The 18864-nt window shown below is 71.8% G+C and carries 23 protein-coding genes; 14 read left to right on the top strand and 9 right to left on the bottom strand.

The genetic code is table 11. The annotated features are described in order from the left end of the window. Window positions 1–14: 14 nt before the first annotated feature. The 3 genes from AB0J88_RS33110 to AB0J88_RS33100 are packed head-to-tail and all read left to right on the top strand — an operon-like array spanning window position 15 to window position 3328. A complete protein-coding gene (locus AB0J88_RS33110; protein WP_364356920.1) occupies window positions 15–1031 on the top strand; it encodes an SIS domain-containing protein in 1017 nt (338 codons plus the stop codon). Then, window positions 1028–1924 carry a BadF/BadG/BcrA/BcrD ATPase family protein gene (locus tag AB0J88_RS33105; RefSeq protein ID WP_364356922.1) on the top strand — a complete coding sequence of 299 codons (897 nt, stop codon included), beginning with the start codon at window positions 1028–1030 and terminating at the stop codon, window positions 1922–1924. The genes AB0J88_RS33110 and AB0J88_RS33105 overlap by 4 nt, the downstream gene beginning before the upstream one ends. 9 nt (window positions 1925–1933) lie before the next feature. Continuing rightward, entirely contained in the window at window positions 1934–3328 is a 1395-nt protein-coding gene (locus tag AB0J88_RS33100) for an aldehyde dehydrogenase family protein (RefSeq protein ID WP_364356924.1), read from the top strand. 48 nt (window positions 3329–3376) lie between these two features. Here AB0J88_RS33100 and AB0J88_RS33095 read toward each other — a convergent pair whose 3' ends face one another. The 3 genes from AB0J88_RS33095 to AB0J88_RS33085 form a co-directional block, all read right to left on the bottom strand. Beyond that, window positions 3377–3748 carry a YciI family protein gene (locus AB0J88_RS33095; protein WP_364356927.1) on the bottom strand — a complete coding sequence of 124 codons (372 nt, stop codon included), beginning with the start codon at window positions 3746–3748 and terminating at the stop codon, window positions 3377–3379. A 49-nt stretch (window positions 3749–3797) separates the two neighbouring features. Further along, the gene (locus AB0J88_RS33090; protein ID WP_364356930.1) at window positions 3798–3956 is read right to left on the bottom strand and encodes a hypothetical protein; all 159 of its coding nucleotides are present in this window, start codon (window positions 3954–3956) and stop codon (window positions 3798–3800) included. Window positions 3957–4094: 138 nt separating this feature from the next. Then, window positions 4095–5003, bottom strand: coding sequence for a sigma-70 family RNA polymerase sigma factor (locus AB0J88_RS33085; RefSeq protein WP_364356933.1), 909 nt, complete (start codon window positions 5001–5003; stop codon window positions 4095–4097). A gap of 86 nt (window positions 5004–5089) precedes the next feature. Between AB0J88_RS33085 and AB0J88_RS33080 the strand changes: the two genes are divergently transcribed. The 3 genes from AB0J88_RS33080 to AB0J88_RS33070 are packed head-to-tail and all read left to right on the top strand — an operon-like array spanning window position 5090 to window position 7167. Then, window positions 5090–5482 (top strand): VOC family protein, encoded by a 393-nt coding sequence (locus AB0J88_RS33080; protein ID WP_364356936.1) that lies wholly within the window; start codon window positions 5090–5092, stop codon window positions 5480–5482. An 18-nt stretch (window positions 5483–5500) separates the two neighbouring features. Continuing rightward, the gene (locus AB0J88_RS33075; protein WP_364356939.1) at window positions 5501–5935 is read left to right on the top strand and encodes a YdeI/OmpD-associated family protein; all 435 of its coding nucleotides are present in this window, start codon (window positions 5501–5503) and stop codon (window positions 5933–5935) included. Between the two features lie 56 nt (window positions 5936–5991). Beyond that, window positions 5992–7167: a glycoside hydrolase family 3 N-terminal domain-containing protein gene (locus AB0J88_RS33070; RefSeq protein WP_364356942.1), complete on the top strand. Its 1176-nt coding sequence runs from the start codon at window positions 5992–5994 to the stop codon at window positions 7165–7167. Window positions 7168–7631: 464 nt separating this feature from the next. Here AB0J88_RS33070 and AB0J88_RS33065 read toward each other — a convergent pair whose 3' ends face one another. Further along, complete coding sequence (locus AB0J88_RS33065; protein WP_364356945.1) at window positions 7632–8084, bottom strand: nuclear transport factor 2 family protein; 453 nt, start codon at window positions 8082–8084, stop codon at window positions 7632–7634. Further along, the gene (locus tag AB0J88_RS33060) at window positions 8029–9066 is read right to left on the bottom strand and encodes a hypothetical protein (RefSeq protein WP_364356948.1); all 1038 of its coding nucleotides are present in this window, start codon (window positions 9064–9066) and stop codon (window positions 8029–8031) included. Before AB0J88_RS33060 ends, AB0J88_RS33065 begins: the two co-directional genes overlap by 56 nt. A gap of 172 nt (window positions 9067–9238) precedes the next feature. On the opposite strand from AB0J88_RS33060, the gene AB0J88_RS33055 reads away from it, so the two are divergent. Further along, the gene (locus AB0J88_RS33055) at window positions 9239–9952 is read left to right on the top strand and encodes an MBL fold metallo-hydrolase (RefSeq protein ID WP_364356951.1); all 714 of its coding nucleotides are present in this window, start codon (window positions 9239–9241) and stop codon (window positions 9950–9952) included. A gap of 107 nt (window positions 9953–10059) precedes the next feature. Further along, entirely contained in the window at window positions 10060–12297 is a 2238-nt protein-coding gene (locus AB0J88_RS33050; RefSeq protein WP_364356954.1) for a tetratricopeptide repeat protein, read from the top strand. Between the two features lie 48 nt (window positions 12298–12345). Here the strand turns inward: AB0J88_RS33050 and AB0J88_RS33045 are convergent, their stop codons facing one another. Both AB0J88_RS33045 and AB0J88_RS33040 read right to left on the bottom strand, forming a co-directional pair. Next, a complete protein-coding gene (locus AB0J88_RS33045; protein WP_364356957.1) occupies window positions 12346–12510 on the bottom strand; it encodes a hypothetical protein in 165 nt (54 codons plus the stop codon). Between the two features lie 176 nt (window positions 12511–12686). Beyond that, the gene (locus tag AB0J88_RS33040) at window positions 12687–13334 is read right to left on the bottom strand and encodes an NAD(P)H-dependent oxidoreductase (protein WP_364356960.1); all 648 of its coding nucleotides are present in this window, start codon (window positions 13332–13334) and stop codon (window positions 12687–12689) included. Window positions 13335–13452: 118 nt separating this feature from the next. On the opposite strand from AB0J88_RS33040, the gene AB0J88_RS33035 reads away from it, so the two are divergent. Next, window positions 13453–13917: a MarR family transcriptional regulator gene (locus AB0J88_RS33035; RefSeq protein WP_364356964.1), complete on the top strand. Its 465-nt coding sequence runs from the start codon at window positions 13453–13455 to the stop codon at window positions 13915–13917. Here the strand turns inward: AB0J88_RS33035 and AB0J88_RS33030 are convergent. After that, window positions 13889–14920, bottom strand: a complete 1032-nt coding sequence (locus AB0J88_RS33030; protein WP_364356967.1) for a hypothetical protein — start codon at window positions 14918–14920, stop codon at window positions 13889–13891. The two genes, AB0J88_RS33035 and AB0J88_RS33030, sit on opposite strands and share 29 nt — an antisense overlap. Window positions 14921–15426: 506 nt before the next feature. Here AB0J88_RS33030 and AB0J88_RS33025 point away from each other — a divergent pair. From AB0J88_RS33025 to AB0J88_RS33015, 3 genes are read left to right on the top strand one after another with little or no spacing between them, the layout of a single operon-like run. Then, window positions 15427–15618 carry a hypothetical protein gene (locus tag AB0J88_RS33025; protein WP_364356969.1) on the top strand — a complete coding sequence of 64 codons (192 nt, stop codon included), beginning with the start codon at window positions 15427–15429 and terminating at the stop codon, window positions 15616–15618. Window positions 15619–15635: 17 nt separating this feature from the next. Then, the gene (locus AB0J88_RS33020; RefSeq protein WP_364356972.1) at window positions 15636–15812 is read left to right on the top strand and encodes a hypothetical protein; all 177 of its coding nucleotides are present in this window, start codon (window positions 15636–15638) and stop codon (window positions 15810–15812) included. Continuing rightward, window positions 15809–16312 carry an NAD(P)H-binding protein gene (locus AB0J88_RS33015; protein WP_364356975.1) on the top strand — a complete coding sequence of 168 codons (504 nt, stop codon included), beginning with the start codon at window positions 15809–15811 and terminating at the stop codon, window positions 16310–16312. The genes AB0J88_RS33020 and AB0J88_RS33015 overlap by 4 nt, the downstream gene beginning before the upstream one ends. Window positions 16313–16413: 101 nt before the next feature. On the opposite strand, the gene AB0J88_RS33010 is transcribed toward AB0J88_RS33015, so the two are convergent. After that, window positions 16414–17286 (bottom strand): oxidoreductase, encoded by an 873-nt coding sequence (locus AB0J88_RS33010; RefSeq protein WP_364356978.1) that lies wholly within the window; start codon window positions 17284–17286, stop codon window positions 16414–16416. A 61-nt stretch (window positions 17287–17347) separates the two neighbouring features. Between AB0J88_RS33010 and AB0J88_RS33005 the strand changes: the two genes are divergently transcribed. Together AB0J88_RS33005 and AB0J88_RS33000 are read left to right on the top strand one after the other, a co-directional pair. Next, entirely contained in the window at window positions 17348–18286 is a 939-nt protein-coding gene (locus AB0J88_RS33005) for a LysR substrate-binding domain-containing protein (RefSeq protein WP_364356981.1), read from the top strand. 60 nt (window positions 18287–18346) lie between these two features. After that, on the top strand, window positions 18347–18841 hold the full coding sequence (locus tag AB0J88_RS33000; protein WP_364738109.1) for a nuclear transport factor 2 family protein: 495 nt from the start codon (window positions 18347–18349) through the stop codon (window positions 18839–18841). Window positions 18842–18864: the final 23 nt, after the last annotated feature.

Here is an 18864-nt window from a genome sequence, read left to right as displayed (position 1 = left end):
TACGGAGAACAGCTATGTCAACGCCGGAGGGTCACATCACCTTCGCCGCCGCCCGCGCACAGCAGGTGGGCGTGCTCGAAGGCGCGCTGCGACGGTTGAGCACCGAGGTCGCGGCCAGGCAGGCCGACGGTTGGTTCCGCGGCCCAGGCCCGGTCTTCGTCGCCATCGGCGCGAGCTTCGCCGCGGCCTGCGCGCCGACCTGGACCTTGCGCTCGAGGGGCATCCACTCGTGGCGGCTCAGCGCCGGGGACCACCCGGTGCCGTATCCGGCCAGCCGTCACCCGCTGCTCGCCGTGTCGCAGAGCGGTCGCAGCGCCGAGACCCTGGCCGTGCTCGCGTCGGTTGACGAGCCGCTGCGCTACGCGGTGACCAATGTGGACCCGTCACCCATCGGCGCCGCAGCGGCCCGGCACCTGTCGTTGGGCGACCTGCCCGACAGCTACGCGTCGACGATCGGCTACACCGCGACCGTCGCCGGGCTCGGCATGATCGCCGAGGCCTGGGACGGCGGGCGGGTGGACCCGCAGTGGGCACTGTTGCCGGAGCGGATCAGTGCTCTCGAAGCGGTGCTCTCCGAACGGGCCGACGATCTCGCCGCGACGTTCGCGGGCGCAAGGTCCGCGGACTTCGCCGGCGCCGGCCCGTCGGTCGGCTCCGCGGAAGCGGGAGCGCTGCTCTTCCGCGAGGTCGTGCGGCTGCCGGCGACGGGGATGAGCACGCGGCAGTACCTGCACGGCGCGATGGAGTCGGCCGGCGGCACCGCGCACGTGCTCATCGGCGAGCAGCGGGAGATCGCGGTCGCCCGCACGCTGTCGGGCGCCGGGAACCCGGTGATCCTGGTGACGACCGACGACGTGCCGCCGTCGCCACTGCTGCAGGTGGTGCGGCTGCCCGCGGTGCCACCCAACCAGCGGGCGATCCTCGAGGCGATCGTGCTCCAGGTGCTCGTCGGCCGGGCCGCGGCCCAGGCCGGCGTCGACATCGAGGAGTTCGTGTTCCACCACGACGACACGAAGGTGCCGGTGTCGTGAGCCTGTTGGTCGGCCTCGACATCGGCGGCACCAAGACCCATGTGCGGGTCGAGACCGTCGACGGCTCCCGGTTGGTGGACGTGGTCGAGCCCAGCGGGGACTGGGCGGCCTCGCCGGTCGCCGCTGCGGCCGGTTGGATCGCGGGCGTGGTTTCCCGGCACCTGCCGGCCGGGTCCGCCGTCGCTGCCATCGGTGCCGGTGCGCAGGGGTGTGACACCGAGGAGCACTGCGCGTCGCTCGGGCGGGAGTTGGCGGCCGTCACCGGGGTTCCGGCGACGGTGACCAACGATGCCGCGCTGCTCGTGCCCGCCGCCGGTCTCGTCAGTGGCATCGGCGTGATCGCCGGCACCGGCTCGATCGCCGTCGCGGTGCGCCCCGACGGCAGCCTCGGCTTCGCCGGTGGGTGGGGCTGGGTCCTCGGCGACGAGGGCAGCGCGCCGGCGCTCGTGCGGGAAGCCGTGCGGGCGGCGCTCACCCGGCACGACGCGGGTGGCCCGCGGGACGTACTGCTGCCGATGTTGCTCGAAGGCTTCGGGGTGTCCGGCGCGGCCGGGCTGGCCCGCACCGTCAACGACAACACCGACCCGACGCACTGGGGCTCGCGTGCGCCGACCGTGTTCGCCGCGGCCGCGTCGGGCTCCTCCGACGCGCGCCGGGTGATCGCCGAGGGCGGGGCATCGCTGGCCGGACTCGTCGACGTCCTGCTCGCGTCGGGCGCCGTCGGCGACGTCGTGGCCGCCGGCGGGGTCATGACGAGCCAGCCGTCGCTGTTCGCGGCGTTCCGGGACGCCCTCGCCCGGTCGCGCCCGGACCTGACCGTCCATCTGCTCGACGCATCGCCGGTCGCGGGGGCGGTCGCCCTGGCCCGGCGCCATTCCCTTCCTGCTTCGTGAGGAGTTGTGATGTCCACCCTTAGCTCCTTGGACAAGGCCTCGGGCGAGAGCCTCGGCGCCGTCCCGGTCTCCGCGCCCTCCGACGTCGATGCCGCGGTGTCGCGGGCCGCGGCGGCGCAGCCCGCGTGGGCCGCGCTCACCTACGCCGAACGGGCGGCGGTGCTGCGCCGGGCCGCCGCCGCACTCACCGACCGGGCCGCGACGACGCGCGACCTGATCGTCCGCGAGACCGGCTCGATCCCGGGCAAGGCCGACTACGAGATCGGCGCCGCGGGTGCCGAACTGCTGGAGGCCGCCGCCCTGGCCGCCCGGCCGATCGGCGAGGTGCGCCCGTCCAACCACGCCGGCCGGTTCAGCCTGGCCGAACGGGTGCCGCTGGGCGTGGTCGCGGCCATCACGCCGTGGAACTTCCCGCTCGTGCTGGGCATGCGGGTGATCGCGCCCGCACTCGCGCTTGGCAACACGGTGGTCCTGAAGCCGTCACCGGAGACACCGCTGTCCGGCGGGGCTTTCCTGGCCGAGCTGTTCGCGGCGGCCGGCCTGCCCGAGGGCGTGTTCCAGGTAGTGCAGGGCGGCGCGGACGTGGGTGAGCGCCTGGTCGCCCACCCGGCGACGGCGATGGTGCACTTCACCGGGTCGAGTGCGGTCGGGCGGTCGATCGCTGCCACCGCGGGTGGGTTGCTCAAGAAGGTGTCGCTGGAGCTGGGTGGCAACAACGCGCTCGTGGTCCTCGACGACGCTGACCTTGAGCAGGCGGCGATGATCGGTGCCTGGTCGAGCTTCCACTACCAGGGCCAGACCTGCATCACCGCGGGCCGGCACGTGGTGCATGCGGCTGTCGCCGACGCGTACGTGGCCGAGCTCGCGCGCCGGGCCGCCGCCATCGTGGTCGGTGACCCGCACACGGGGCAGGTGGGTCTGGGTCCGATGATCAACGAGCGGCAGCACGCCCGGGCCGCGACCATGCTGGCTTCGGCGGTGGCGGACGGTGCGACGGTGATGACCGGTGGCGCGTCGGACGCGCCGTTCTTCCGCCCGACGGTCGTCACGTCCGTCGCCACCGACATGCGGCTGTGGCAGGAGGAGATCTTCGCCCCGATCGCCCCGGTCCTGGTGGTGGCGGACGAGGAGGAGGCCGTGCGGGTCGTCAACGACACGGACTACGGCCTGGTGAACTCGGTCGTGACCGCGGACCTGCGGCGCGGCCTGTCGATCGCGCGGCGACTGCGCGGCGGCATGGCGCACGTGAACGACGCGACGCCCCAGGACGAGGCCCTGGCCCCGTTCGGCGGCATCGGCCTGTCCGGCCTGGGAGGCCGCTCGGGCGGCGACGACAACCTGGAAGAGTTCACGCAACGACGCTGGCTGACCACGACCGACCTGCCGGTGCACTACCCGTACTGACGCTTTGGCGAGGCTTCCGCGGGCCGTTGACCCGCGGAAGCCGTTCCGTCATCGCCGGGCGGCGCGGTCGAGCATGGCGTCGAGTCTGGGGTCCGGCAGAAGCTCACGAACCTCCTGGGCGCAGCGGCACGCGACCGCGATCTTGGCCGCCCACGTCAGCGCCTCCTCGCGGGAGGGCACGTCGACGACCACGAACCCGCCGATGACCTCCTTGGTCTCCGGGTACGGGCCGTCGGAGACGATCCCGTCCGTGGCCACGACGCTCGCCCGCTGACTCTGCAACCCGGCGCCGAACACGAACACGCCGTCGTCCAAGGCCTCCTGGACCACCGCGTGCGCGGCCTTGCCGACCTCGGGCACGTCCTCCTCGCGGATGTGGTCCATCGCGCCGTCGTTGAACGAGATCAGGTACCGCGTCATGCCATGACTCCTTCGTCCCGGCGGCCACGTGCGGCCGCCTCTTCCTGCTCTACGAACGACTCGCCCCGGATCCGACATGCCACGGCCAGTGCGTTGCGAGGTGGGTCGGATCGTCGTCCGGCGACACGACGAACACCTGGTCGCCGCTGTCGTCGAACACCAGGAGCGGCCCGGCCCGGGACGCCAGCGCCACCACCGCGGCCAACACCGCGGCCAGCGTCAGCCAACCACTCGAACCCGCCGTCCCCGGCCACGGTGTGCAGGGGCGTCACCAGCAGGTGCCAACTCACAGCACGCATCGTGCCACCCCGCTGTCGCACTCGGGGTGACCGTCGTGCCGGCGGGACTACTCCCGCCGGTCAACCGGCCCGACGTTCGCCTCCGGGTCGGTGCTGTTCCCCGCCAGCTCGTCGGGACCTCGCTGACCCATCCTGAGAAAGACGATGTCGAGCGCGCGGAGGCGGTCGGGATCCGCGTCGATGGCGATGCCGGTGATCTTGTCGTTGTCGACGGCGAACGTGAAGACGGCCTTCGCTAGGCCGCGGTGCGCGTACACGGCCGCCGGAACGCCGTCGACCAGCGCCAGTCGGGCGGCCTGAGCCCGTCCGGCGAAGACCGCCGCCACCGCGTGGGCGCCGCGAGCCTCGCCGGTCACGGCGTCCGGATGGAGCAACGCGAGCAGGGCGTCGAAGTCTCCGTTCCGGGAGGCGGCCAGGAACGCCGCGATCAGTTCCCGCTTGCGGGATCGTGCGGCGTCGGACGCGGCGGCGGCTCCCTGCACCCGGCGTCGCGCCCGGCTGGCCAACTGGCGGGCCGCCACGGGTGAGCGGTCGATGATGCCGCCGATCTCACCGAACGACACGTCGAAGACGTCGTGCAGGACGAAGGCGAGCCGCTCGGCCGGCGTCAGCGTGTCCAGCACCACCATCAGCGCCACGCCGACCGAGTCGGCCAGCAGCGCCTCGTCCTCGGGGTTGGCCGCGCCGTCGGCGGGAGCCTCCGGCAAGGCCTCCGTCGGTTCCTCGGGCCGCGCCCGCCGTGCTTCGAGCATGTTGAGGCAGACCCGGGCGACGACCGTGGTCAGCCAGCCGGCCGGGTTCTCGACCCCGCTCACGTCCGCGCGGCTGACCCGCAGCCATGCCTCCTGCACCGCGTCCTCGGCGTCACCGCGCGTGCGGAGCATCCGGTACGCCACAGCCCGCAGGCGCTCCTGGTTCTCGTCGAACCGTTCCCTGAGCCAATCGTGTTCGGTCATCTGTCACGTTCCTTCGTCGCGGCCTGTCATACCAGTTGACCGGCGAAACCGAACCGGTGTGACAGCGCGAACCCCAAGGAGAGAAAGTGTCACTTCCCATGAGCGCGTTCATGCTCGGCGTCCAGGACCTGGAGCGCGCCAAGAAGTTCTACGCCGAAGGGCTGGGCTTCCAGATCGACAAGGACACCCGCGGCTTCGTCTCGTTCACCCTGGGCGAAGGATGCCCACAGCTGGCACTGTACGAGTGGGAGGCGGCCGCCCAGGACGCCGGTGTCTCGCCGGAGGGGTCCGGCTTCCGCGGCGCCTCGTTCCACCTCAACCCCGACTCCCGGGAGGTGGTGGACGAGACCATCCGCAACGCGGTGGCCGCCGGCGGCAGCGAGGTGAGGGCCGCCGCCGAAGCCCGGTGGGGCGGATACTTCGGCTACCTCAGCGACCCGGATGGTTACCTGTGGAAGGTCACCACGTACGCCTCCTGACCGGTTAGGACCAAAGCGATGAAATTTCGCACCCTCGTCGAGCCGCCCGAGCCCATGCGGGGCCTGGAAGTCCCACCCGCGGTGGTGGAGGCGCTCGGCGGGGCCGCGCGGCCGCCGGTGACGATCACGGTGAACGGGCACACGTGGAAGAGCCGCGTCGCCATCATGCGCGGCCGTCACCTGCTCGGCCTCAGCAACGCCAACCGGCAGGCCGCCGGTGTCGCGATCGGCGACGAGGTCGAGGTGGAGCTCGAGCTCGACACCGAGCCACGGGTCGTCGTCGAGCCCGAGGACTTCGCGCGGGCGCTGGACGACGACCCGGCCGCCCGCGCCGCGTGGGACACGCTTTCCCACAGCCAGAAGCGCGAGCACGTACGCGCGATCGAGAGCGCCAAGAAGCCCGAGACCCGTGCGCGGCGGATCGAGAAGGCGGTCGCCACGCTGCGGGGCTGACGCGAAGCCGATCGATATGCCCGCTGTGTCCGATGATCACCCGTACCGTGTATCGGGTGAAAGATGCATCCGTGACCCGGCGGCGGCTGCTCGCGGGTGTCGGCTCGGCCGTGGTCGCGGGTCTCGCGGGCTGCGGCGCCAACGCCGAGACGCCCCCGCGGCAGCCGGCGTCACCGTCACCGCGCCCCGCGTCCTCACCCAGCATCTCGAACGAGGCCGCCCTCCGCCGCAAGATCGCCAGCCTGCTCGTGGTCGGTTTCCGGGGCGAGACGGTCGACAGCAACGACTGGATCGTGCGGGCGATCCGGGACGGCCTCGGCGGCGTCATCCTCTTCGACCGCGAGATCGGCACGAACGCGCCGCGCAACATCACCTCGCCGGCGCAGGTCACCGCCCTCGTGAAGAGCTTGAAGGACGCCGCATCCGGCCCGCTGATCGTGTCGATCGACCAGGAGGGCGGCCAGGTCGCCCGCCTCAACCCGAGCAACGGCTTTCCCGCGACGCAGTCGGAGGCCGAGATCGGTGCGCGGAACTCGCCGGCCGTGACCCGGGCCTGGGCTCAGCAGATCGTCGGCAGCCTCACCTCGATCGGCGCGAACCTCAACTACGCGCCGGTGGTCGACCTGAACATCAACCCGAACAACCCCGCGATCGGCCAGCTCGGCCGCAGCTTCTCCGCCAACACCGACGTCGTCGTCTCCAACGCGACCGAGGAGATCCAGGTCCACCGGGCGGCCCGCGTCAAGACGTCGCTCAAGCACTTCCCGGGCTTCGGCACCGCGACCGGCAACACGGACTTCGACGTCGTCGACGTCAGCAGCACGTGGACGCGGGCCGAGCTGGCACCGTTCCAACGGCTGATCGGCGCCGGCCTGGCCGACTCCGTGCTGGTCGCCCACCTGCTCATCCGGCAGCTCGACCCGAACCTGCCGGCCTCGCTGTCGCGGGCGGTCGTCACGGACCTGCTCCGCGGCCAGCTCGGCTTCCAGGGCCCGACGGTCAGCGACGACATGCAGGCCGCCGCGATCCTGAACCGGTACGGCCAGGACGAGGCGGTCACGCTGGGCCTCGTCGCCGGCCTCGACCTGCTCGTCTTCGCCAACCAGCAGGTCTACAACCCGAACATCGTCGACGAGACCCTCGACAACGTCGTCAACCTGGTGCGCACCGGCCGTCTCACCGAGGCCCAGATCGACCAGGCGGTGTCACGCGTCGACACGCTGCGCCCCTAGACGAGTAAGTCCTAACTACCGCTAATGGGTGTGGCCAGGGGAGCCGGTGGTCCGGTTTGTGACGCAGAGATCAACGTCCGTTTGGCGTGGCTGTGTGTGAAGGTCGGTGACCGGCTCGGAGCGCCGTGGCGGGTTGGTCCGTCGGTCTAGGGGTGTGTCGGGACGGGGCTGGTTGTTGGTGGCGCGGGCCGTGATCGGGTGTGGCTGGTCTGGTCTCGGATGGGGCGGGGTCGTGATCGGGTGTGGCTGGTCTGGTCGTGGGACGGCGTGTCGACCAGATCTGGCGCACACGATCAACGTTTCGGTCCCGGATCTTCCAGATAGCTCACACCCGATCATGGCCCAGCGCTTAAGGGCCACGGCCCACGGGCCACGGCCACGACTGACGGGGCACTATGGCCCACGGCCCACGGCCCACGGGGCCACGGCAGGCCTGCAACGCGGGGCTGTTAGGACTTATTCGTCTAGTCGGTGATCGGCGCCGCGTGCGCCTCGGCGTTGCCGGCCGCCGCCACCGTGTCGAGCGCTCGCTGCAGCGTCACGGTGTCCTCCAACGTGCGGATCTTCGTGATCTTTCCCCAGCGCATGTGCAGGATCTGGATCACGGTGTTCTCATAACCGGTGCCGTCCGGCAGCGGCCCGGAGACGTTCGCCACGGTGGCGATCCGGGTGAAGCGCGGGCCGCCGGCCACGATGATCTCGGCGAGCTCGAAGCGGGCCTGCGGCATCAGCCTGAACACCCGCTCCCACCACAGCCGCATCGCCTCGACCGTACGCCGCTCACCCGAAAGGGCGTGGGAACCGTAGAAGCGGTAGCTGAACTCCGGAGCGAGCGACGCGAGCATCGGCTCGTAGTTCCCCTTATTGATCTCGTCGAAGACGGAGCGGACCTTCGAAGCGACGATGCGTCGGTACACGAGAGCCTCCGTGGGCTGGCCGGGTGGCGATGACGTAGCCGATCGTCGTGACGCCCAGCGCCACACCCCAGCCGAGGAACACCAGCGGGGTGGCGCTCACCGCCCACCCTTCGCGCACCTCGGACCAGTGCGTGTCGCCGCTGCGGACCTGGCTCACGAGCACCGCGACGCTGAGCACGCCATAGGCGACCAGCGTGAGCGCCACCGCGCCGGCCGGGATCACGGCCAGGAGCCGGGGAACCGGTCGCCCCGACAGTATGGGCGTATAGCGCGGGAACTGTTGCCCCCACCGCTGGATCAACCCGAGCACGAGCAGGCCCGCGAGCGGCGGGACGAGGGTGACCGCCACACCCGTCCCGGTCGCGAGGTTCAGATGGATGTCGTTCAGTTGCCGGCGCGGAATTCCGAACGGAACGCCGAGCACCCACAGCCCGTGCGGCACAGCCCAACCGAGCACCGGCAGAGCGACCGCCGCGTACGCCCAGCGACGGGTCCATCGCGGCACCGGCCGGTATCCGCTCTCCCGCGGACCGCGCCGGGGAGCGGCGGCGTTGGCTAGGCCGGCGAAGAGGAGACCGCCGATCGCCAGCGCGACCCGGGCGCCCAGGTCGCGCCAGTCCGAGGGGCGTCCGGCCAGCGCCGCGGGGATCTCGAAGGCCAAATGCAGCGGAAACGCGAGAACCAGGAGCAACGCGGCCGCCGCCCAACAGCCGGCGACCGGGTAGCGGCCGGGGAACCGGACCGCGCACAAGGCCAGGACAGCGAGGGCGACACCGACCGCCACCGCTCCCCATCCGGCCGAGAACGGCAGTGTCCCGACCTGGTCCGCGCCGCAGCCGCCCGTCGGGTCGCCCAGATCGGTGCGGTCGCAGGCGGTGTAGGCCCACCGGCCACCCGCGATCCAGTACGCCCGCAGAGCCAACTCGGCCAGGACGAAAACGACGCAGGCCGTCGCCCACCGGTGGAGCCGGGAAGTGGTCATGGAGCAATGCTCGGTGCCGGCCGGTCGGAGCGTCCTCCCCATGGCGGGGGACGCGCTAACCCCGGCGGGGGAGGGCCGACATCGGGACGTCCGGTTGTATGAAGGTCCGAACGAAGGGACCAATGTGACTACCGACCTACCGGTGGCGGCGGAGTGGTTTCGCTTCACCGCTGTGAGCGAGCGCATCACCCTGATCCAGGAACCGCACGTCCGCAGCCTGTTGCGCGCGAACCTCTGGCATCTACGTGGCCGCGACCGCGATCTGCTCGTCGATTGTGGACTCGGCGTCACCGCACTGGCACCGCTGCTGCGCGAGCGCTTCGGCCGCGTACCCGTGCTGGTTCTCACCCACGCGCACCTCGACCACATGGGATCGGCGCACGAGTTCGACGAGGTCTGGGCGCACCCGCTCGAACACGTCGACGACCCCGCGCCCGGCTCCCTGCACGGCCCGACCCTGGCCGCCCAGCTCGACCTCGACGAGGCGCTGCCGTCCGCGCTGCTGACGGCCCGTCCGCACGGCGATTACGACCTCGGGACCTACCGGGTGCGACCCGCGGCTCCCACCCGCTCGCTGGCCGACGGGGACATCCTGGACGTGGGCGACCACCCGCTGACCGTCCTGCACCTGCCGGGCCACACCCCCGGCAGCGTCGCCCTGTTCGACGAACACGACGGCACGCTGTTCAGCGGAGACGTCATCTACGACGACGTCCTGCTCGACTCCCTGCCCGGCAGCGACCCGTCTCAGTACGCACGCTCGCTGCGGCGGTTGCGCGATCTGCCCGTGCGCCTGACGCATCCAGGACACGATCACAGCTTCGGTCAGGACCGCCTGCACCACCTCATCGACGAGTACCTGCGTGATCATCAGCGCACCAGGTAGTCCACGAGGTAGGACGGCACGTTGCCGAGCGTGGCCCCGTCGCGGGATCATCGAGGGCCAGGCTGGCCGGAGACCGGAGGTACATGCAGGCGCTCGATCCACGCGGCGTGACGACCGCAGAGGAGTTCGTCGTCCTGCTGCGCCGCGTACGGGACCGCTCCGGGCTGTCGTACCGGACGATCGCGAAACGGGCCGAGTCGGCCGGCGCGGTGCTGCCCGCCAGCACGCTCGCGACGATGCTCGCCCGGCAGACCCTTCCCCGCCGGGAGCTCGTGGCGGCCGTGCTGACCGCGTGCGAGGTGCCGCCGGCGACGGTCGAACGATGGATCGCGGTGTGGGAGCGGCTGGCCGAGGGCGCGGAGCCGGAGCCCGCTGAGCGGCCCGGCCCGGTGCCGTTCCAGTTGCCACCCGCGCCGCCCGTGCTGGTGGGCCGGGACGACGAGCTCGGCCGGCTCGCCGAGGGGTTGGCCCAGCCGCCTGGGGTGTGGCTGCTCACCGGTGCCGGCGGCGTCGGCAAGTCCGCCATCGCGTTGCTGGCGGCCCACCGCGCGGCCGGGCAGCACCCGGGCGGCTGCCTCTACGTCGACCTGCGCGGCGCCAGCGCCGACGCCGTGCCGAGCGAGCCGCACGACGTGCTGCTCGGCTTCCTGCGAGCGCTCGGCGTGCGCACGGCACCCTCCACGGTGGACGAGGCCAGCGCGCTCTTCCGCAGCACGACGGCCGACCGCGCCATGATGGTCGTGCTCGACAACGCCGCGTCGGCGGCGCAGGTGCGGCCGTTGCTGTCCAGCGGTCCGCGGTCGACCACGCTGGTCACCAGCCGCTGGCGGATGCCCGACCTCGACGTGACCGGGCGCCTCGCGGTGGAGCCGCTGCCCGCCTCGGCCGGGCGGGAGCTGCTCGCGCGCCTCTGCGGGCCGGAGCGGGTGACCGCCGAGCCCGCGGCCGCCGCCGACATCGTCCGGCTCTGCGGCGGGTCGCCGCTCGCGCTGCGGATCGTGGGCGCGCGGGCGGCGGGCCGGCCCGGAACCCTCGGCGTCCTCGCCTCGTCTCTCGGCGACCAATCCCGCCATCTCGACGAGCTCGAGGTCGGCGACCTGTCGGTGCGCGCGGGCCTGCGGGTCGGCACCCGGAGCCTGCCGGCGGACGCCGCGACCGTGTTCCGCCTCGCCGCGGTCCCCGAGTGGATCGAGCTCAGCGCGGCCGCCTGTGCCGCGATGATGGAGACCCCGCCCGTGGTCGTCGAACGCGCCCTCGATCTCCTCGTCGACGCCCACCTCGTCGAGTGCCCGGCACCGGGACGGTTCCGCTACCACGACAGCGTGCGGATCTTCGCGCGCGAGCAGGCTTCGGACGTAGATCCGCCGACGGTCGCGCTCGCGGTGCGCGAGCGGCTGGCCGCGGTGATGTTCAGCGCCGCCGCGAGCGCCGCTCGCACTCTCTTTCCGCACGACCCCCTGCCGTACGCGGAGCTCGGTGGCACCGCCCAGCCGCTGATCGCTCCGGACGCCACCACCGCGCAGGCCTGGCAGTGGCTCGAACAGGAGCGGGTCAACCTGCGCATGCTCGCCGGCCAGGAGCTCGCGGCCGGCCGCGCCCTGCCCGCGATCCGCGACCTGGGCGTCGCCGTCGCCAAGTACCTGGACTATGGCGGCCACTTCGTCGACCAGGCCCGGCTCGGCCAGCTCGCGATCGCTGCCGCCCGGCGACTCGGCGACCAAGCGGGCACGGCGAACGCGCTCAACATCCTCGCGATCGCGATGCTGCGGCACGAGCGCCGGCGCGAGGGCATCGAGCTGCTCGACCAGGCGCTGGCCATCAGGCTGGAGCTCGGTGACCGGGCAGGGCAGGCCGCCTGCTTCAACAACCTGGGCAACGCCCACCGCGACGAGGGCGACCTCGAAGCGGCGCTGCGGTGCCTGGAGCGCAGCCTGGCGCTGCGCAAGGAGCTGAGCGACCGCTACAAGACCGGGTCCACACTGGACAACATCGGCATCGTGCTGCGCCGCCTCGGGCGGTTCGAGGAGGCGCTCGACCACCACCGTGCCGGCCTCGCGATCACCCGCGAACTGGACGACCGGCTGCGGGAGGCGTTGGTCCTGACCAACCTCGCCGAGACCGAGCATCAGGCCGGCCAGCAGCGCCAGGCGCTCGGACACGCGGAGCAGGCGTTGGCCATCAGCCGGGAGCTACGCCACGACCGCGGGTGCGGTCTGGCCCTGCGCGTGCTGGGCGACATCCACGCGAGCCTCGGCCGGGCCACGCGGGCGCAGGCGTGCCACGACGAGGCGGCGGAGTTGCTGCACGAGCCGGCGATCGGCGCGCCCACGCCGATCGCCGGCTGACATGCGCGCCGGACGGCCCCCGAACCACCTGCCCGTCCGGCGAGTCGGTCACCAGGGAAGCGTTCTCTGGCCGTACGCGTAGTCGATCGGAGAACCGCCGGCGCCCTCCCGCGCCCACACCCGGACCTCCGCCACACCGGTGGCCACCGCTGCCGGCGCCGCGGTCGAGCCGACCAGTACACCCGGTGCCACGGTGAGACGACGAACCCGCACCAGACCCTCCCACTGCCTCGGTGACGCTGACGCCCGCGCGCCGCACGGGCCGGCGATCGACGTGGAGGCGCCGACCGCCGGCTGACACGTGCGCCGCTGGTGCGGAAATCGTCGTTGCGCGGGACACCTCGGGGAAAGGCTCTCGAACAACCTCGAACGAATCCGAACGGTCTTTCTCAAGCAGGCACGGGCAGGGCGCCGAGCGCCCGGCCGGCCTCGCGGGCCGCCTGCAGCGCGCCCGCGTGCATCCGGGCGGCTTGTTCGGTGAACGGGTCCAGGGCGGGGTTGACGCCGACGAGGGTGAACTCCCGTTCGACGACGGTCAGGTCGGCGCCCCAGCAGTCGGCGAGGATGCGACGCAGGTACGGGGTCGAGTGGTCCCAGCCCTCGCGCGGGGTGCCGCCGCCGTACGCGCCACCGCGGACCGTCGCCAGGACGACCGGCTTGCCGGCCAGGAACGGTGCGTTGTTCGCTCGCGGGTCGGTGCAGACGAGGTCGACGTACGCCTTGAAGTGTTGCGAGACGCCGTAGTTGTAGAGCGGCACGGCGAACAGAATCGCGTCCGCGGCTTCCAGTTCGTCCACCAGCGTCGCGGCGAGACCGACGGCGTCGCGCTGCTCGGCGGTGCGCGCGTCGAGCGGGGTCATGCCGGCGGTGACGGCCGCGGCCCAGGCGGTGGCGGGCAGGGTGTCGACGCCGATGTGGCGGCGCTCGATCGAGTCGCCCGGGTGGGCGGCGAGCCATTCCTCCTCGACGATGTCGGCGATCTCGCGGCTCGCGGAGCCGTGGGTACGGATGCTGGCGTCCAGCCGGAACAGCGTCATGTCGTGGTCTCCTTTTGGTTCAAGCTTGAAGTTGACGCTACTCCCGCCCGACTTCAAGCTTGAACTGAATATGACGTGACTCACTTCACGGCTGAAGCCAGGTCGTACGCTGAAGGGCGTGCCGGACGAACCGCGGTGGCTGACCGACGACGAGCGCGACGCGTGGATAGCCCTGGCCAGGCTCGTCTTCAACCTGCCCGGCGCCCTCGACGCCCAACTGCTGCGCGACAGCAAGCTGACCCTGTTCGACTACTTCGTGCTCAGCAACCTGTCCATGGCACCGGGCCGGACGATGCGGCTCAGCGACCTGGCCAGCCACATCGGCAGCTCGCTGTCCCGACTCTCGAACGTCGTGAAACGCCTGGAACAACGCGACCTGCTGCGCCGATCGCCGGACCCGGAGAGCTCGCGCTACACGAGGGCCGAACTGACCGACGCGGGATGGGACGTGGTGGTGGCCGCCGCGCCGGGCCACGTCGCGGCGGTGCGCCGGTACGTCATCGACGGGCTGACCGAACAGCAGGTCGAGGTGCTGCGCGAGGTCGCCTGCCACGTCATGCGACAGATCGAGAAGGCCCCTTGACGGCGGAGTCGTTGTCCGCCGCGTTGGCGAGTGAGCGGGTTGGTGTAGGACACGGGGGTCTGGTGAGCCGGAAGTACGAGGCTGATGCGATGAGCAGCCCGATCCCCCACAGCGTGTAGCCGCCCAGCTCCAGCAGGATCTGTCCGAACGAGCCGTCGATGTCGCCGCGTATCCAGGCGCTCATGCCCGCGATGCCGAAGTACGCGCTCAGGCTGGCGCCCATGAACAGGCCGACGCCGAGCACCAACCAGCGTGGCACCGATCGCCCTGCCAGCGGACCCGACCAGGCCGGCCAGACCCGACCCCAGTGATGAACCACCGCCAGCGGCAACAGCGTCCCGGCCAGGCTCATCAACCCGAGAAAGATCACCATCGCGGTGACCGAGATCCCGTTGGCCCTGCTGGCCGCCGACGGCCACGTGCCGGCGACCGCGTCGTCCAGCCACCCGACCATCCGGGCCAGGTAGCCGGCGACCGCCAGGTACGCGCCCGCGTAGGCCCAGCCGGGCGACTTCTCGTCGCGGTGCTCCGGCGACCTGCCGTGCGTCCGTCCGCACGACGCACACGGCCGCGCGGCCGCTCGTCGTTGACGCGCCGCGAGGCTCAGGCAGAGGACCCCACCGACGGCGCCGGCACCCGTGGCCAGCAGCCGTGTCACGTCATCCGAGGTGGCATCCCCGAACAGGACCGAGGCGAGCATCACCGGGAAGAGAAACGAGTACGCGCACAGGGCGACACCGGCGACGGCGTTGAGGGCCGCGATCGCGTAGTGTCGGCCGGCGCCCAGCGTCCCCGCGGCGCCGACGACTGCGGCCCCACACCCCACGAGGGCCACCACCGCGATGGCCACGGGAAGCCAACCACCCGGAAAGTACGACTCCCGAACGCCAAGGCCATGCTCGGCGTCGACGACCCACCAAAGATGCAGCCCGGCGTAGCCCGCCTGCCAGACCGATGCGACAATGCCGATCCGCGCGCGACTACCGCCGATTGACCTGCGCATGTATCTCCCCTTTCGGACACCGCCCGGTAGACGCGGTCCAGTCTTCGCACATGCGGGTGCGACCGGCTCCCCTGCCCGAGCCAAACGCATCCCCCGCACAGGGGAGCCACTGCCAAACCGCCAGCCAGGACCCCGACCGCGCAGAACACAGTGAGCGCCACGCTGCTTAGGGAGAAGCGGTGCCTGGAAGCCGAGAACGAGATCGTGCGCCGTACTTCGCCGCGGCATCCATCAGATGTGCCGCGCCGCGGGTCACGCCGAGTTACGGCCTAAGTCCGGTTCGGCCGTAAGCCGCGCTGCGGAAGATCGCTGGGCCATGGCTCGTTGACGACCACCCAGCGCTTTTCGCATGCTGACCGCGGGCTGCTGCCGCCGCACTGACGATTCACCTTTCGGCGAACCGGTCCCCAGATGGCCCCAGGGAGGGCACCGCCCTGCCCGAACTGGGGCCGGGCCTGCTGGCACTTCTGCACCAAATGGGCGGGGTCACCACGATCGGGCCGTGCGTGCGCACCGTCCAGCAGAACCAAGGCACCGACCCGCTGCTGGTCGGCAACCGCAACGCCCTGGTTTTCTACGCGGTCGGCAAGTACATCGGCCAAGCCGTCTACGATCACAGCGACGAACACGGCGGCCTCGTCCTCGGCGACATCAACGGAATTCCAGCCACCGTGTTCAACCCGGTGACCGCCGCGTAGAGATCAACATCGGGCAGGTGCGCGGCATCCCGAGCGCTCCCGAGACATTCCGGATCACGGAGTACGTGGTCGTATTGCGCGACGCGGCCGGCGCCATCCCACCGCCGATCGAGCGGCTCCTCGCTGGCCGGGACAGCTGGCTGTGCAAGAACCCGGCGGCTCGCGACGCGATCGCGGACTACGGATCCTGGTGACCGGTGCAACCGGCTTCCTCGCGGGTTGGTGCGTGATCGAACTGCTGCGCCGCGGTCATCTGGTTCGCGCGACCGTCCGCGACACCGCCGACGCGGACCGCGTCCGCGCCGAACTGCGCGCGTTGGCGCCGCAGGCACACCTCGACCCCACGACGCTGGAAACGCTGGAGCTCGCGACAGCCGACCTCACCGCCGACGACGGATGGGAAGACGCGGTGTGCGACTGCACCGGGGTGCTGCACGTGGCCTCCCCGTTCCCCGAACGCCCACCCCGCGATCCCGACGACCTGCTCCGCCCGGCGCGGGACGGCACCATCCGGGTACTCAGCGCAGCCGACCGGGCAGCGGTCCGGCGGGTGGTCGTCACTCCTCAACCTCGGCCATCGCATACCGATCCGAGACACAATGGACTGAGGTCGCCACCCCCTCGGCCGGCACGCCTACGTGCGGAGCAAGACCCTCGCCGAGCGGGCCGCCTGGCCAAACAGCCACCAACCTGAAGACCGAGCTGACCGTACTTTGCCCCGGCACCATGCTCGGACCCCCGACGACACCTCGGCTGTCGTACTCCGTCCGCCCGATCGCACCCGTCGGTAAATACTCACGGGCGGGGCAGGGCACCGGAGGAGCCGTCCGCGCCGTGGAAGGCGGTCGCGCGAGAGATGGGAGCCCATTCGCGGATGCCGGCCGAGACCGTCTCCAGGTGGGCCAGGATCCCGTCGACCGCGTCCGCGCCCAGGGGCAGCCGGCGGGGGGTCGATCGGGCGGCCAGCGCGGTCAGGATCGCGGCGGCCGCTTTCGCCGGGTCGCCTTCCTGGGCGCCGTGCGAACGGTCGAGGAAGGAGCGGGTAGCGCCGACCGTCGCCGCGTACGCCGGCAGTGGTGTGCTGCGTGCCATCGTCGATCCGAGCAGCCCGGTGCGGAAGTTGCCGGGCTCGACGACCAGCACCCGGATGCCGAGCGGCTCGACCTCGGCCGCGAGGGACTCCGAATAGCCCTCGAGGGCGAACTTGGTCGCGCAGTAGGCCGAGAAGCCGGCGTTGCCGACCATTCCGCCGTAGGACGACAGCTGCACGATCGCGCCCTCGCCACGCGCGCGCATGCCGGGCAGCACGCCGCGGACCAGCGCGGCCGGCCCGAACACGTGCACCTCGAACAGGGCACGCAGGCTCTGGTCGGAGTCCTCCTCCGCGGCCCCGACGTGCCCGCGACCCGCGTTGTTCACCAGCACGTCGATCCGCCCGTAGCGGCGCTCCACGTCGGCGACGCACGCCGCGATAGCCGCCGGGTCGGTGACGTCAAGCGCGAGCGCCTCCACCCGGTCCGGGTTCGCGGCCACGAGGTCCTTCATGCGCTCTGGACGCCGGCCGGTGGCCACCACCACGTCCCCGGCCGCGGTCGCCGCCGCCGCGATCGCCCGGCCGAGCCCGCTCGTGGCGCCGGTCACCAACCACACCCTGTCCGCATCGCTCATAGAGCCAACAGTTGCGCCCGGCCCCGCCGCCGTCCAAGACCCGCTGTGATAGCCAAGAGGAATGGACGTACACCTGCGCGACCTGCGCTACTTCGTGGCGGTGGCCGAACGGCTCCACTTCACCCGGGCCGCCGAGGACCTCTACGTGAGCCAGCCCGCGCTGTCCAAGCAGATCCATGCACTGGAGAGCCAACTTCGCGCGCCCCTCTTTGACCGGGACCGCCGGGTCGTGCGGCTCACCCCGGCCGGCTCCGCGCTGTTGCCCGCCGCGAAGGCCGTGCTCGCCGCCTGGGCGGACGCCGAGGCGGGGCTCGCCTCAGTCGCGTCCCGGCGGGAGATCGTGGTCGGCATGAGCACCGGGCTCGGCCGGTCCCTGCTACCCGCAGTGCGGGCTCGGTTCGCCCGGCTGGCGCCCGGAGCCGACTTGATCATGCGGCAGGTGGCCTGGGACGACCCGACCGGCGGGCTCGCCGCGCCCGCCGGTCGATCCGCGGCGAGTCCACGCCCGTCGGGGACGCGCGAGGCCGACGCCGCGTTCGTCTGGTTGCCGCTCCCTGGCCCGGACCGCTTCCAGTGGATCGAGGTCGCCACCGAGGAGCGGGTGGTCGCGCTCCCCGCCACACACCGGCTCGCCGGGCTCGACACCATCCCGTTCGACGCCCTCCTCGACGAGCCGTTCCTCGCCCTCCCGCCGCAGAGCGGCGAACTGCGCGACTTCTGGCTGGCCGTCGACGGCCGGGGCGGCCGAGCGCCGATCGTCGGCGGCGAGGTCTCCACAGCGGAGGAGACCGCGGAGGCGGTCGCCTCTGGGGTGGGCGTCGTGCTGGTGGCCGCCGGCAACGCCCCACTGCTGGCCCGTGCCGAGACCGCCCTGGTGCCGGTCACGGGCCTGCCACCGGCCCGGCTGGTGCTGGCCTGGCGGCGCGACGACGACCGTCCACTGGTGACGGCGCTGCGAGCCGCGGTGGCCGGCTGGGTCGAGCACAGCATCCCGTCATAGCCAACGGTTATTGCCACGGGTCTTGGACCGGGCCGCCGCCCCGGCCGCAGGATCGTCCACATGCGAATGACTCTGCGCACCACGACACTCCACACCGCCGCTCTCGTGGTTATCTTTTTCGGCTCCGTGGCATGCGGTGCCGACCCGGAACCGCGGGCCGAGAGTTCGAACCCGGGCGTGACGGCCCCCGTGCCCTCGCCAGATCTTGATCTGTCCGAGACGGAGCGGGACGGCGCGACGGACGTGGCACGACGGTTCGCCGTCGCCGCCAATGCCGGCGACCAGGCCGCCGTTGCCGCGTTGTTCGCGCCCGACGCGCGGTTCGACAGCGTGGGGCGGATCTACCCGGACCGGGACGCGATCATGGAACGGTTCCTGATCCCGGAGGTGCTCGACGCGGGCGGCCGCTACGAGCCGGTTGAGCAGCGGTGGGAAGGCAACCGACTGGTGGTGACCTACCGGTACGACACAGGGTCGGGCGGCACGGAGAACTTCACCTACGCCTACCTGATCCGCGACGGTGTGATCCGTGACGTGATCGGACGATACGTCTGAGCCGCCTCGACCGGGACGTGCCC

Source organism: Asanoa sp. NPDC049475, from assembly GCF_040676915.1.
GTDB lineage: Bacteria > Actinomycetota > Actinomycetes > Mycobacteriales > Micromonosporaceae > Asanoa.
Note: the sequence above shows the minus strand (reverse complement) of the source record. Positions and strands in the feature narration are given on the sequence as shown.

Bases quoted from the DNA above. Each gene is read 5' to 3' on its own strand.
- AB0J88_RS33110 (WP_364356920.1), top strand. From the start codon at position 15: ATGTCAACGCCGGAGGGTCACATCACCTTCGCCGCCGCCCGCGCACAG.
- AB0J88_RS33100 (WP_364356924.1), top strand. From the start codon at position 1,934: ATGTCCACCCTTAGCTCCTTGGACAAGGCCTCGGGCGAGAGCCTCGGC.
- AB0J88_RS33095 (WP_364356927.1), bottom strand. From the start codon at position 3,748: ATGACGCGGTACCTGATCTCGTTCAACGACGGCGCGATGGACCACATC.
- AB0J88_RS33085 (WP_364356933.1), bottom strand. From the start codon at position 5,003: ATGACCGAACACGATTGGCTCAGGGAACGGTTCGACGAGAACCAGGAG.
- AB0J88_RS33075 (WP_364356939.1), top strand. From the start codon at position 5,501: ATGAAATTTCGCACCCTCGTCGAGCCGCCCGAGCCCATGCGGGGCCTG.
- AB0J88_RS33060 (WP_364356948.1), bottom strand. From the start codon at position 9,066: ATGACCACTTCCCGGCTCCACCGGTGGGCGACGGCCTGCGTCGTTTTC.
- AB0J88_RS33040 (WP_364356960.1), bottom strand. From the start codon at position 13,334: ATGACGCTGTTCCGGCTGGACGCCAGCATCCGTACCCACGGCTCCGCG.
- AB0J88_RS33030 (WP_364356967.1), bottom strand. From the start codon at position 14,920: ATGCGCAGGTCAATCGGCGGTAGTCGCGCGCGGATCGGCATTGTCGCA.
- AB0J88_RS33010 (WP_364356978.1), bottom strand. From the start codon at position 17,286: ATGAGCGATGCGGACAGGGTGTGGTTGGTGACCGGCGCCACGAGCGGG.
- AB0J88_RS33005 (WP_364356981.1), top strand. From the start codon at position 17,348: ATGGACGTACACCTGCGCGACCTGCGCTACTTCGTGGCGGTGGCCGAA.
- AB0J88_RS33000 (WP_364738109.1), top strand. From the start codon at position 18,347: ATGCGAATGACTCTGCGCACCACGACACTCCACACCGCCGCTCTCGTG.